Here is a 12,979-nt window from a genome sequence, read left to right on the forward strand (position 1 = left end):
ATAAGGAGGCAGCCCGGTGACAAGAATTGCGGTAGTATTGGGAGCCACGGGTCTGGTAGGCAGGGCACTGACGGAGGATTTGCTGAACGGGGATTGGGACGAGGTCCGCGTACTGGTGCGCCGGCCGCTGCAATTGGAGCATAAGAGGCTCAAGCAGATTGAGACCGATTGGGAACAGCTGGAGCAATATAAGGAGCAGTTCGCCGGAGTATACGCGGTGTTCTGCTGCCTGGGAACTACGATTAAGCAGGCAGGTTCACAGGAGCAATTCGAGAAGGTGGATCTGGACTATCCGCTTGCTGCTGCGGCTCTGGCCAAGGCCTATGGTGTGAAGCAGTTCCTGGCAGTGTCCTCAATAGGAGCGAACGCGAAATCGCGCAACTTCTACAGCCGGACCAAGGGGCGGGCAGAGGACGGGCTGATTGCTGCCGGATTCCACGGCTTACATCTGTTCCGGCCTTCGCTGCTGCTGGGAGAACGCGAGGAATTCAGGCTGGGAGAACGTGTCGCTTCCGTAATCATGAGGGGGTTGGATTTCGCTATGGTCGGCCAAGCTGCGAAGTACCGGGCAATCCCCGCTGCCAAGGTGGCGCGGGCGATGAGGAATATTGCCCTTGCCGATACAGGCGGCGTGCATATTTATACCAATGATGTGATTCATGTGATCGGCAAGCATTAGATCTTCAGCAGGTTTGCAATAAACAGACCTCAGGACTTACAATGAAACATAAAATGATATGTACATAACGGCCCGCAGGCTGCGTACAACAAGCAGGAGGAGCGAGACATGAGTAAAAAGCAGGTAGCAACGAGCAAAGCCCCGGGGGCCATCGGACCGTACAGCCAGGCAATCACCGCCGGCAACTGGGTGTACACCTCCGGCCAGCTTGGTATGGACCCGGAAACGGCAGCACTGGCGGACAATGTGCAAGAGCAAGCGCGCCAGTCGCTTAGCAATGTGAAGGCCATTCTTGAAGAGGCCGGGGCATCCATGGAGCATGTAGTCAAAACAACGGTATATCTGAAGGATATGAATGATTTCGCAGCTGTTAATGAAGTATACGCCACTTTCTTTACTGAGCCTTATCCGGCCCGCAGCGCAGTCGAAGTGGCGCGTCTGCCGAAGGATGCACTTGTTGAGATCGAAGCGGTAGCACGCAAAAAATAAGCCTTACTGAAGATAGAACCCGAAATGCCGGGCCGAATCCCATGTACCTCTTTGCAGGTGCGTGGGATTTTTGCTGCGGATTAGTGTGGAATAATGAAATCGGCCGGTAAGCCGGCAATGATAAAGGCTGTCCCGACCCTATACAGGAGCGGGGCAGCCTTATGTCTTTTCACCGATATCGTCAATATCTGCTGCGGGTACGCGGCGGGGTGAGCAGCAGCCAGATGCTGTAGAGCAGCAGAAGTCCTGCAGCAATCAGCCCGGTGAAGAAAATATTATCTGTATCCTTCTGTTCAATAGCAATGGCAATGAAGGCCCAGACGAAGACGAGCGGATAAATGCTGTCCCGGTGAGGGAAGCTTACAATAACAGCCAGCACTGCACCTACACAGAGCATAATTACAGCCCAGAGTGAATCGCTTAGCCCGAAGCCGTCCCAGTTGTTCTTCTCCAGCACGATGCTGACATTAACGATGGTAGCTACAGAGATCCAGCCGAGATAAATGCTGAAGGGCAGTCTAACCAGCCATTTCTCGCCGGAGGTAGGGTCCGGGATGCTGCGGGTACGGCGGTAGATTACAATCAGTGAAACCAGCATAAGCACCATGGCAACCAGCGACAGCTCAATGTACAAATAATGCCAGAGAAATAGCCAGCCCATATTAAATATACAGCTGAGCACGAACCAGATGCCTATATGCTGCACGGAATCTCTGCCTCCGGTATCACTGCGGAACTGATAAATAATGAACCCGGCGAGCAGCAGGTAGATCAGAGACCAGATGGAGAATGCGTAGCCGGCCGGTGTAATGTAAGTATGATATCTGTCTGAAATTTCTCCAGTACTGTTCCCGCCAAGCGGCAGCGCCACCGACAGCGTATTGACGGCAATCATGCCGAGGTACAGCAGCAGATTCCACCACTTATAAGGATTGCTTCTTCTCATTCTTGTCACTCCCTAAATTAGGTTATTTAGCATGTGCCTATCCTTGGCCTACATAGAATATACCCGCTTTAACAGCAATTAAGACTATCTCCCGCAAAAAAATGACCAACAGGTCATGAATTTAACGGATAGCATTCCGTAAGCTCGGGGTAATATGTAGAGAAGAAGAGCTAATACGGGAACGATGAAGATCAAGCAGGCAATAGCCGAAGGGGGACAAAAGGCATGGAGAGCAGCGAGGCGATACGCCCTGAGAAGATGGGACCACTCGTAATGAAGGAGACTTGGAACACTCCGGGAAGCGTGGTTTCCTGGGAACGGTCGGAGAATGTTTATATCTGCCGGGGGGAATGCGCGGGGGTTGTCTTTATCTTTTTGAGCGATGATATGTTCCGGATGAAAGTCTTCCATGGTGAGGTTCCGGACCTGACCACATCGGAGGCGGTGATGAATGAGAGCTGTATCCCGCATCTGTTTCCTGTGGATGAGACAGAGGATCAGCTAATCTTCACCACAAGTGCCATCCGGCTGATTATCGAGAAAACATCGTTTCTTCTCCGTGTGGAGAATACCTCGGGCACGGTGATTATGCAGCAGAATCTGACCAGCTGGAACCCGCGCGGTGCGAGTCATGCGGAGTATGATATGCAGCCGGATTCGCATTTTTACGGACTGGGTGAGAAGTCAAGCTTCCTCGATAAACGCGGGGAGCGTTATACGAACTGGAATACCGATGTTTTTGCCCCGCATCTGCCGGAGATTGAAGCGCTCTATGAGTCTATTCCGCTGCTCATTCACATGCACGGCGATCTCACCTACGGATTATTTCTGGACAATACGGGGCGGAGTGATTTCGACATGCGTTCGCATGGCGTTGCTTTTACTATTGGCTGCTCTACGGGGGAATATGACATTTATTTCATTAACGGGCCCGAGATGAAGGATGTTGTCAAAAGATACACCTCGCTCACCGGCCGGATTGCGCTTCCGCCTAAATGGGCGATCGGCTACCATCAGTCACGCTACAGCTATATGAACCAGCAGGAGGTGCTACAGCTTGCCCGGACCTTCCGTGAGAAGCATATTCCGTGTGATGTCATTTATCTCGATATCCATTATATGGACGAGTACCGCGTATTCACCTTTGACCCCGTCAACTTCCCGGACCCGCAGAGAATGATCTCAGAACTCGGGGAGCTGGGTGTGCGGATCGTGCCCATTGTGGATCCCGGTGTCAAAAAAGACCCCAAATACGAGGTGTATAAGCAAGGTGTGCTGGAGAAGCATTTCTGCCGCCGTCTGGAGGGCGATATCTTCTTCGGCGAGGTCTGGCCGGGGATCAGCGCATTCCCCGATTTCAGCGACAGCCGGACCGCCGAGTGGTGGGGCGACCTGCACAAGTATTACACGGACCTGGGCATCCAGGGGATCTGGAATGATATGAACGAGCCGGCGGTCTTCAATGAGACCAAGACGATGGATCTCGATGTGATGCATTTCAACAACGGCAGGCCCGTTACCCATGAGGAATACCACAATCTGTACGGGATGATGATGTCAAAAGCAACGTATGAGGGACTGGCCGAGCATATGGGGGGCGAGCGTCCTTTTGTGCTGACCCGTGCCGGGTATGCGGGCATTCAGCGGTATGCCGCCGTCTGGACCGGGGATAACCGCAGCTTCTGGGAGCATATGGCGATGGCGATGCCGATGGTGCTGAATATGGGGCTGTCGGGGCTGGCGTTCTCGGGGCCGGATATCGGCGGATTCGCCCATCATACGTCTGCACAGCTGCTGGTGCGCTGGACGCAAATGGGCGTCTTTTTCCCATACTGCCGCAATCATTCCTCCATCGGAACGCTGCGTCAGGAGCCCTGGTCCTTCGGGGAAGAAGTGGAGGGGATTCTGCGCGAATTCATCGGACTGAGGTACCGCTGGATGCCGCATTTATACAATCTGTTTCATGAGGCGGAGATGTGCGGGCTGCCTGTGATCCGTCCGCTTATCCTTGAATATCCGCGTGACCCGCATGTGACCAATCTGTGCGATCAGTTCCTGCTTGGCGAGAATGTGCTGATTGCCCCTGTCTACCGCCCGGATACAGATCACCGCTCGGTCTACCTGCCCGAAGGCTGCTGGATTGACTATTGGGACGGGAAGATTCACGAAGGCGGCCGTCATATTCTTGCTGCTGCGCCGCTGCATATTATGCCGATGTATGTGAAGGCAGGCAGCTTCACGGCCGAAGGTCCGCTGAAGCAGTATGCGCTGGAGGACACGGAAGAGACGGTCACCTTCCATCTGTACGGAGCGGAAGCTGCCCAAGGATTCTCGGCGGCATTCAAGCTGTATGAGGATGACGGGCACAGCTTCGGTTACCGTAAAGGGGAATATACAGAGCTTGCCGTGCAGGCTACAGGTACCGAAGGTGCCCTGGTGCTGCAATGGGGATATGGCGTGCATGATTATAAGCCGCGCCGGGAGATGCTGCGGTTTGCGCTCTGTTATCCGTTCTTCACCGTGGCGGCGGTGGACGGACTTGAGGAGATCACCCTGGAACAGCTGGAGGAAGGCAAAGCGGGCTGGGTTTATAACGGCAGGAAAGGTGCGATTATTGTACAGGTAACGGATGCTGCCGACGGCGGGGAGCTGCGGATTCAAGCGAACAAGTAACCCCTTTAGTTTATAAAGAGCCGGCTTCGCCTTGCAAAGAGGGGGCGGACGGTTCTTTGTGTTGCCTGGAAAAAATCAGTTCTGTCGGACACGGACGATGCAAAGGACCGGAATAAGTGGATTATCTCCACCTGCTGGCTGATGACGGGCCCGCTGATAAACAACAGTTGGAAAAAGAGCACTTAAATTTCTGCATAAAATACAACATTCCTTTCGGAAACCTTCTTATTATGGGATCAAAGAGTTGTAATACATACAACATTTTGAATTATTTGATCTGACCACCGTTGATTGAACGGGTGCTTGTTTAAAATTAGTCATAAATACGGACTTCAAGCAGCTGCGACTGGGTCTGAGAGGCCTCTCCGGAATGCTGCCGGAACTGCGGATGAGGGAGATTTGCAAAAGAATCTGCAGATTTTCTGCAGAAAACGTGCAGAAAAGTTTTTAAATGTAGACTTTTTCGTATAAGATGAAGGGATGAAGAAAAAAGTTGCAGTGATAACCACAATGGGATGGCTGTACAGTTACTGCTGCTAGTACAGCTTCATAATATATTTCTCGCAGAGAAGGAAACAGTCTTCCCGCTGGGACGGACTGGCTCTTTCTGTTTGCTTAAAAGAATGGAGATCATCAATGATTAAGCATCTGTATGCAATATGGTTAGGGGACGTATTATTTTGCTTCTCGGGTGAAACTTCTGAGCCGAAGGTGGACGCGTGGACACGCGTGATTAAACGGCTGGAATTTCGGAGTGGCTGGCGTCCTTTTGCGGGTGCTGCGCTGCGGCTGGCGGAAGTGAAGTATCCTGCTGCCGCCGCCGTGGAAGGGAAGACGGCGCGGCGCGGAATGCCGGGGCGCACCCTTGAAGGGCTGGCCCTGTCGCCCAAGGACGCTTTTGAGCTGCTCCTTGCCTGGGATGAGCAGGCAAGCCGCGCCCAGGGCATAGAGCCGGGCGGAGAACTGCGCTACTGGTCGGCTGCGGCCCGGTTTGCGCTGGAGCTGATGGGCAAGGGCGGGATTGTCCCCGGCGCTCAGCCGCCGCGCAAGGTGGGCTCACGCCGCCGCGGCGGCGAGCAGGCGGCAGCGGTATGCTGGTCGCCGGCTTTCCGGGAAGAGGCGGATAAGGAATTCTTCCTGCAGATGGCGGCTTCCATGCCGGTGCTTGCGCTCGGCACTCACGTAGCCGAGGAGGGGGATCTGTCCTCGCGGGAGGAAGCAGGCGGGTATGTGCTCTATTCGTTCCTGCAGGCTGTGATGACAGCGGAGATCAAGAATGTGGTCGCGGCCAACGAGAGCGCACTGGGTCCATTCAAAGCGAACTACCGCCGCGGTTACTCGCCGCTTACTGAGCTGTGGTGGAACAGTCTGCTGACCGGCAGCCGGGATATCCCTGTTCAGGGGACTCCGGCTGAAGTGACCGAGCTTCTGGCTGCCGTGAGTGAGACGGCAGGCAACGAGGTGCCGCATTTCGAGACGGAGGAAGCACGCAGCGGACAGCTCAGCCTGGGCCTGCGGCTGGAGCCGCCTGCAACCGACAGTGAGCTGTGGCGGCTGACGTTCTGGGCGGAGAGCCGGGAGGAAGGTGAATTCTGGATTCCGGCCGAAGCGGTCTGGAGCAGCCGGGAACGGGAATTCACGCTGTGGGGCAAGCGCTACCGCAACATTCAGCAGCAGCTGCTTGCTGCGCTGGGGCGGGCAGCCAAGATCTCCCCGGACATTCAGCGAGCGCTGGCCGAACCGGCGCCGCGCGGGGTGGAGCTGCTTCCGGAGCGGCTGTATTTCTTCCTGAAGGAGAGTGTACAGCAGCTGCGTGAACGGGGAATTACGGTGCAGATGCCTTCACGCTGGAGCCGCGAAGGACGGCGGCGGATCGGGATGAGAATGAAGATGCAGCCGCCGCCGGGCGGAGTGGATGGGCCTGTACAAGCAGCGCTGGGCATGGAGGAGCTGATCTCCTTCCGCATCGAAGCTTCCCTGGGCGATTCGGAGATCAGCGAGGACGAACTGAATGCGCTGGTGGAAGCCGGAGTGCCTTTTGTACGTTTCCGGGGTGAATGGATCGAAGTGGACCCGAAGGAGGTCCGTCAGGTCCTGAGATATATGAAGCGCAACGAGAGCGGAGAGATGACGGCAGCAGACTGGATGCGCCTGGAAGCCGAGGATGGCGAAGAACGGCTATGGAAGGGCATGTCGGTCACGGGCATGGAGACCTCCGGTTTACTGGCCTCTCTTATGCATGGCGATGTGCTGCGCGGGCTGCCCATGCGTCCGGTGCCGGATGATCTGAACGGTACCCTGCGGCCTTATCAGGAACGGGGATATCAATGGCTTACGGCGCTTAGCGGCCTTGGCTTCGGGGTCTGTCTGGCCGATGATATGGGGCTTGGCAAAACCGTGCAGGTGATCACCTGCCTGCTGGACCGTGCGCTGAATGCGCCGCCGGGAGAGAAGCGGGAGCCTGTGCTTATCCTCTGCCCGACCTCACTGCTGGGGAACTGGCAGCGGGAATTGCAGCGGTTTGCACCTTCGCTTAGTGTGCATATCCATCATGGCGGCCGTCGGGTACGCGGAGAAGGATTCACCGAGCTTGCCGCCAGCCATGAGATTGTACTGACTACGTATCATCTGGCAGGCCGGGACAGTGAGGATCTGGCCGGGGTGCGCTGGTCAACCGTTGTGCTGGATGAAGCGCAGTATATTAAGAACCACCGCACCAAACAGGCGCAGAGTGTCATGAAGCTGACCGCGCCGCACCGGATTGCGATGACCGGTACCCCGGTAGAGAACCGGCTAGGCGAGCTGTGGTCGATCTTTCATTTCTTGAATCCGGGGTATCTCGGAACCTATCATTCCTTCCGCCAGCGGTATGTATCTGGCGAAGGCGGGGAACGGCTGCGTGAGCTTCACCGTCTCGTATCTCCATTCCTGCTGCGGCGCCTGAAGAGTGATCCCGATATTTCGAAGGATCTTCCCGAGAAGATCGAGCTGAAGTCGTATTGTCCGCTAACAGAAACGCAGGCAGCCCTGTATCAGGGCGTTGTGGATGAGATGCTTGGCGTAATCGGTGAGCGGTCGGGCATGGCCCGGCGGGGGCTGGTGCTGTCCTCCCTGACCAAGCTGAAGCAGATCTGTGATCATCCGCAGCTGTTCCGCAAGGATGACGGCCGGAGCCTGCGCAGTGAGCCCTCCGGCAAAATGGATGTGATGTTCGAGGTGCTGGACAGCATCTCCGAGCTTGGGGAGTCTGCGCTGATCTTCACGCAGTATGTGGCGATGGGCGAGCTGCTCGTCAGCCGGCTGGCCAGAAGGTACGGGGAGACACCGCTCTTCCTGCATGGCGGCATTCCGAAGCGTGAACGCGACGAGATGGTGCATGCTTTTCAGGAGGGGGAGGGTCCTGCATTCTTCGTCCTGTCCCTCAAAGCCGGGGGCGTAGGCCTCAATCTGACCAGGGCCAATCATGTGCTGCATTACGACCGCTGGTGGAACCCGGCAGTTGAGAACCAGGCTACGGACCGGGCATTCCGGATCGGACAGCACAAGAATGTTCAGGTGCATAAGCTGATCTGCCAGGGAACGCTGGAGGAACGGATCGATGAACTGATTGAACGTAAAAAAAGTCTGTCCGAGCAGGTTGTCGGCTCCGGCGAGAATTGGTTGACCGAAATGTCCAACCATGAGCTGAAGGAGCTTATCGAACTGCAAGGACAGGACTGGATGTAAATGATAGTTGTATGGCAGAAAGAGGGGAACATCCATGATTGAACTGCTGGAGTTGAAGCTGGAGGTGCTGCCGGGAAAGATCAAAGCCACCGGGAGCCTGGGAACCGCCGCTGCGGAAGGTGTAGGCAGACGGAACGGCAAACCCGGTGCAGTTGCAGAGGAACAAGCGCAGCGCGCGGTGTTCACTTTGCATATTCCGGAATGGACGGCCGCCCGGAAGAATGAGGTGCTGCTACAGCTCTCTGCGCATCCGGGTGAATTGTATGAGCTGCTCCAGGGCAGCCTGGAAGGCGGGCTTGCTGCCCTTGAGGTGCTGCCTGCTGATGCTGAACTCGAAGAGGCGGCCAATGAACAAGGCACAGGCTTGCTGCCCGCCGGGGAGCTGCTGCTTCGGGTGAAGCAGCAGCTAACGAAGGAGCCGCTGCTGGCTTTTGCCCTGCGCGGCCTGTCCAAGGAGGAACTGCTCTCCGGGGTGTTTGCTCTCTGGGCGGAGCAGGAGAATGAGCGGGTTATTGAAGAGGGGGCTCCTCCCCCTGTAACGCTTGCTTCCGAGTTGGCCCGGCTGGAACGTAAAGGTCCGGCGGTGTCCTCGGGAGAATGGCTGGCCGAGGCGGCTGCGGAGGGCTCGCTCCATCAGCCGGGGCCGCTGTTTCATGAGATCTCTGCCCGGCCATTTCCGGCAATGCCTGATGTCATTGAACCGGAAGAGGACTGGAGCTCGCTGCTGCCGCAGACGCCTAAGGCCCGGGAAGGACTTGCCCTGCTGATGCGCCGGGTATCGGAAGCCGCCGCCAAACGTGCGGCTGGCTTGAATAAATTGTAAGCGCACAACGCCAATAAAGGCAGTACTTTAACATCCTAGCTGTTAAAGTACTGCCTTTATTGTATACAAATATATTTATACTAAGGGGTCATTACTTTTGCCATCCGCTTCTGACAGTTCGAGGATCTCCCGGCGCAGGCGGAGCATCTTCTGATCCAGTTCATCAGCGGCACGTGCAGCCTCTTTTAATTCCTCAGCCACATGCGGCGGTAGCTGTTTGTCAAATTTATAGTAGAGAATATGCTCCATGCTGGCCCAGAAATCCATAGCGAGTGTACGGAGCTGAATTTCGGCTTTGACCCAGCGGGTTCCTTCCAGCAGCACAAGGGGGATGGCGACGATAAGATGCAGACTCTGGTAGCCATTTGGCTTCGGATGGGCGATGTAATCCTTGATTTCCAGCACGCGGATATCCTCGCGCGCGCACAGGTGATCCACCAGCCGGTAAATATCCTTCACAAAAGCACAGACGATCCGCATACCTGCAATATCGTGAATGTGCTGCTCCATATTCTCCAGCGTGAAATCATGGCCTTTGCGTTCCATCTTCTGTACAATGCTCTTCGGTTCCTTAATGCGTGACTTCACATGCTCAATGGGACTGAAGCCGTCGCGTACCTGCCACTCTGTACGGATGACATCAATTTTATTCTCAAGCTCATTCAGAGCATGTCGGTAAAGCGCCGGCAAAGCTTTGAAATTCTCAACCTGCTTGGCAAAATCTTCGTGTACCTGCCACTTCTGCATATCCTTCACATGGACCTGCAACTTGTGTAGTGTAACCTGTGTACTATCGTATTCTTCCACTGAAACTCTCCCGGTATTCGTTATTTGTGACTGTAGACCATGAACGGATGACTACGGCGTTCGCATAAAATGCGCTGCAGTTTATGTGATTCTATTTTAACCGAAGTACAGCCCCGGAAGCAAAACAAAGCCGGATGAAGCCGAAGAGAAACATTCTTCCCGCAGCAGCGTATTAGCTCACTATAGGCCTATCTATCTGGCGGGACGGGGCTTTACGTTCCAGATTAGGGCGGCAGAGGCGTTTCTACTTGTTAGTCGGAGAACCGCCGCCGTACCCTTCATCCTGATAGCCGGTATTTCCGAGCCTCTGCAGAACATTCATTTCATCAATGAGCCGGCGCGTTTCGTCTGTGCCGTGGTCATGCAAATACTGGAACAGATGAATGGTGGCATCGTCAAACTGCTCCGCAGCATCATCATGATCGGCTGATTTATAGGGGACAAAAGCACGCCGGAAGGCATAGTCGTCCTCACCGGCAAGACCTTTCAGAAGATCCTGGAGCACGGTAAGCTCTTCATCCGAGAGCAGAACCTCAAATTCGTTCGAGTCGTTACGCACATCCTGAATCAGGCCATGATTCACGGATACGAAATATCGTTTATGGTTATCGTTAGGCAATGTTATCCCTCCATTATTCGATAATGTTCGTCATGTAGTATTTAACACCTGACGACAAATAATGAATCTGTCAGGGACTTTTGGTATGATAGAGTCACGTTTCCACTGCTGTACGGAGCGATAACGATGTATGGGGTTATTTTGCGGCTGCGAATCAGCCTATTCTCACTCTGGAGAAGGAGGAACTACAATGAATTTTCTGCAACGCATTAAAGACGGTGCCAGCCGGGTGAGTGAAAAAGCGCAAAGCTCGGTGGAAGTAGGCAAGCTGAACGGGCAAATTTCTGATATCGAACATGAGATGCAACTTGAATTTTTGAAAATGGGAAAGCTTTTCTACGAAGGATATCGTTCCAGAGATATGTCGGTGGCAGAGGGGCAGATGATCGAGCTGGCGCGCGGCTGTAACAAGCTTCAGGAGCAGATTGAGGGCGTGCGCTCAAGAATTGCCGAACTAAAGAATGAACGGCTCTGTGCCTGCGGCCAAATCGTAGCACTGGATGCCAACTTCTGCCCGCACTGCGGACGCAAGCTTGAGGAGCTGCCACTGCGCAAGGAACCGGTGCTGCGCAAGGAACCGGCGCAGGCCGTTACGGTACATACCGTACATGAGCACGAAGATGAGGAAGATCAGTACTACGGTGAGGAAGAATTGACAGAAGCGGAGCGGGAACTCGCTAAGAGACCTGAACAGCCTGTCCAGTACGCCGAAGCCTTGACGGAAATTGAAGTGGAACCGGAGCCTGAAGAGTATGAACGGGTTCTTCCGGATACAGAACGGGGCCGCCGTGAGGCCGATGAACTGGAGCGTGAACGTGAGCGCCAGCTGGAGCTGGACCGCCGGATCCGCGACTGGAAAGCCAGTGAGCCTGCAGAAGAGACTGCCGTCAGCGAATCGGGTACACGGGATATTGTGAAATGCCAGATTTGCCGCGCCGATCTGCCGAAAGGCTCAATGTGGTGCCCGCGCTGCGGTTCGGAGCAAATTTAGACAGGGTTAGACAGACAGCTTAGGGGGACAACATAGATGGAACAGTTGCTGCTGCATCTGCGCAATTTGGGTTTCACAGAGATGGAATCCAAAATTATGGTTGAGCTGGCCACCAAGGGCCAGGCTTCGGGCTACGAAGTGGCAAAGCAGCTAGGAGTATCAAGATCGAATGTATATGCGGCGCTTCAGCGCCTGACTCAGCAAGGCTACGTACGCTGCGGGGAAGGGGAGCCGGCCCGCTACAGCGTGCTGGACCCGGAAGAGCTGGCGACGATGATATCCGGCCGGGTACAGGCGTCGCTGGCCTACATGGAAAGTGAAATGCCGCGCGGAGGCCCGGTCAGCCCTTCATTTTATAACGTGGAAGGTGACCGCAACGTAACGGGAGCGCTGATCCGCCAGCTCAATCTCGCGGCTCAGGAGATCGTGGTTGATGTATGGCGGGAGGAAGCCTCGCTGCTGCGCAGTGAGCTGGAGCAGGCAGAGCTGCGCGGAGTGAAGCTGCTGTGGGCTTTTGACGGCGGCAACGCGGCCTCTGCGCCATACCCGATATGGCCGCCGCTGGACGGTAAGCCACAGCGCAGCGGGGGGCGGAAGTTTTCTTTTGTCATCGACCGTTCCTGGTGTATGCTGGGCATGCGTTATGAGGACGGAACTGCGCAGGCGGTGGTTACCGAGCACCCGGTGCTCGTGGAGCTGCTGCTGAATCATTTTACACAGGAAATGGTATTGTTCGAGCTTGAAGAAGATATGGGACCTCAGCTGCAGAAGCGGTACGGGGAACGCTATGGCCGGATTTACAGCAAATATGTATTGCATGACCAGGATGAAGCCGGGGAAGAACAGGCGGAGTAGCTCCTGAGATGCAGAGGGTACTAAGCTAGGGAGGTGACAAGCGTGGAGTGTATTGTTCATTTTGATGTGCAGCATTCGGAAGGCGTGAAGCCGTTACGCGGATTGCTGTTTTTGGACGAAGGGAAGACCCCGGGAGAGCAGGATTTAATCGGCATGTTCAAGGACATGAATTTTAATGTCCGGCTTGAGGACCGGGAGAAGTTAGTGTTCAAACCTGTAGCACCTGGAGAGAAGTATTCAGAGATTCGGATTACGAGCTTTGACAACGGCAAAAAGAACAGCAAGCAGGATAACGAGCTGAAGTCGATTGTCGGTAACCTGCTGCCCCAGAAACCTACGGGGCTGTAGCAGACGAAGCAGGGTCCATTTGA

Annotated in this window: 11 protein-coding genes; 8 read left to right on the forward strand and 3 right to left on the reverse strand. The window is 55.0% G+C overall.

Going from position 1 to position 12,979, the window contains the following annotated elements; all coding sequences use genetic code 11:
- The first annotated feature begins 16 nt into the window (after nt 1-16).
- Entirely contained in the window at nt 17-679 is a 663-nt protein-coding gene (locus R50912_RS02545) for an oxidoreductase (RefSeq protein WP_042232186.1), read from the forward strand.
- Between the two features lie 108 nt (nt 680-787).
- Nucleotides 788-1,168: a RidA family protein gene (locus tag R50912_RS02550; RefSeq protein WP_039309789.1), complete on the forward strand. Its 381-nt coding sequence runs from the start codon at nt 788-790 to the stop codon at nt 1,166-1,168.
- A 181-nt stretch (nt 1,169-1,349) separates the two neighbouring features.
- On the opposite strand, the gene R50912_RS02555 is transcribed toward R50912_RS02550, so the two are convergent.
- Nucleotides 1,350-2,114 (reverse strand): TspO/MBR family protein, encoded by a 765-nt coding sequence (locus R50912_RS02555; protein WP_042232188.1) that lies wholly within the window; start codon nt 2,112-2,114, stop codon nt 1,350-1,352.
- Nucleotides 2,115-2,339: 225 nt separating this feature from the next.
- Between R50912_RS02555 and R50912_RS02560 the strand changes: the two genes are divergently transcribed.
- From R50912_RS02560 to R50912_RS33010, 3 genes are all read left to right on the forward strand, one after another.
- A complete protein-coding gene (locus R50912_RS02560) occupies nt 2,340-4,787 on the forward strand; it encodes a glycoside hydrolase family 31 protein (protein WP_042232190.1) in 2,448 nt (815 codons plus the stop codon).
- A gap of 636 nt (nt 4,788-5,423) precedes the next feature.
- Nucleotides 5,424-8,513, forward strand: coding sequence for a DEAD/DEAH box helicase (locus tag R50912_RS02565; protein WP_042232192.1), 3,090 nt, complete (start codon nt 5,424-5,426; stop codon nt 8,511-8,513).
- Nucleotides 8,514-8,547: 34 nt separating this feature from the next.
- A complete protein-coding gene (locus R50912_RS33010) occupies nt 8,548-9,336 on the forward strand; it encodes a hypothetical protein (protein WP_052415940.1) in 789 nt (262 codons plus the stop codon).
- Between the two features lie 75 nt (nt 9,337-9,411).
- On the opposite strand, the gene R50912_RS02575 is transcribed toward R50912_RS33010, so the two are convergent.
- Complete coding sequence (locus tag R50912_RS02575; RefSeq protein WP_042241412.1) at nt 9,412-10,083, reverse strand: GTP pyrophosphokinase; 672 nt, start codon at nt 10,081-10,083, stop codon at nt 9,412-9,414.
- Between the two features lie 304 nt (nt 10,084-10,387).
- A complete protein-coding gene (locus R50912_RS02580; protein ID WP_042232193.1) occupies nt 10,388-10,762 on the reverse strand; it encodes a hypothetical protein in 375 nt (124 codons plus the stop codon).
- Nucleotides 10,763-10,952: 190 nt separating this feature from the next.
- Between R50912_RS02580 and R50912_RS02585 the strand changes: the two genes are divergently transcribed.
- From R50912_RS02585 to R50912_RS02595, 3 genes are read left to right on the forward strand one after another with little or no spacing between them, the layout of a single operon-like run.
- Nucleotides 10,953-11,753 carry a zinc ribbon domain-containing protein gene (locus R50912_RS02585; protein ID WP_042232195.1) on the forward strand — a complete coding sequence of 267 codons (801 nt, stop codon included), beginning with the start codon at nt 10,953-10,955 and terminating at the stop codon, nt 11,751-11,753.
- 36 nt (nt 11,754-11,789) lie between these two features.
- On the forward strand, nt 11,790-12,608 hold the full coding sequence (locus R50912_RS02590) for a TrmB family transcriptional regulator (protein WP_042232196.1): 819 nt from the start codon (nt 11,790-11,792) through the stop codon (nt 12,606-12,608).
- A 42-nt stretch (nt 12,609-12,650) separates the two neighbouring features.
- Nucleotides 12,651-12,956 carry a hypothetical protein gene (locus R50912_RS02595; protein ID WP_042133213.1) on the forward strand — a complete coding sequence of 102 codons (306 nt, stop codon included), beginning with the start codon at nt 12,651-12,653 and terminating at the stop codon, nt 12,954-12,956.
- The last annotated feature ends 23 nt before the right edge of the window (nt 12,957-12,979 follow it).

It is taken from the genome of Paenibacillus sp. FSL R5-0912 (assembly GCF_000758605.1).
Lineage (GTDB): Bacteria > Bacillota > Bacilli > Paenibacillales > Paenibacillaceae > Paenibacillus_AQ.

Bases quoted from the DNA above. Each gene is read 5' to 3' on its own strand.
- R50912_RS02555 (WP_042232188.1), bottom strand. From the start codon at position 2,114: ATGAGAAGAAGCAATCCTTATAAGTGGTGGAATCTGCTGCTGTACCTC.
- R50912_RS02575 (WP_042241412.1), bottom strand. From the start codon at position 10,083: ATGCAGAAGTGGCAGGTACACGAAGATTTTGCCAAGCAGGTTGAGAAT.
- R50912_RS02590 (WP_042232196.1), top strand. From the start codon at position 11,790: ATGGAACAGTTGCTGCTGCATCTGCGCAATTTGGGTTTCACAGAGATG.
- R50912_RS02565 (WP_042232192.1), top strand. From the start codon at position 5,424: ATGATTAAGCATCTGTATGCAATATGGTTAGGGGACGTATTATTTTGC.
- R50912_RS02560 (WP_042232190.1), top strand. From the start codon at position 2,340: ATGGAGAGCAGCGAGGCGATACGCCCTGAGAAGATGGGACCACTCGTA.
- R50912_RS33010 (WP_052415940.1), top strand. From the start codon at position 8,548: ATGATTGAACTGCTGGAGTTGAAGCTGGAGGTGCTGCCGGGAAAGATC.
- R50912_RS02550 (WP_039309789.1), top strand. From the start codon at position 788: ATGAGTAAAAAGCAGGTAGCAACGAGCAAAGCCCCGGGGGCCATCGGA.
- R50912_RS02585 (WP_042232195.1), top strand. From the start codon at position 10,953: ATGAATTTTCTGCAACGCATTAAAGACGGTGCCAGCCGGGTGAGTGAA.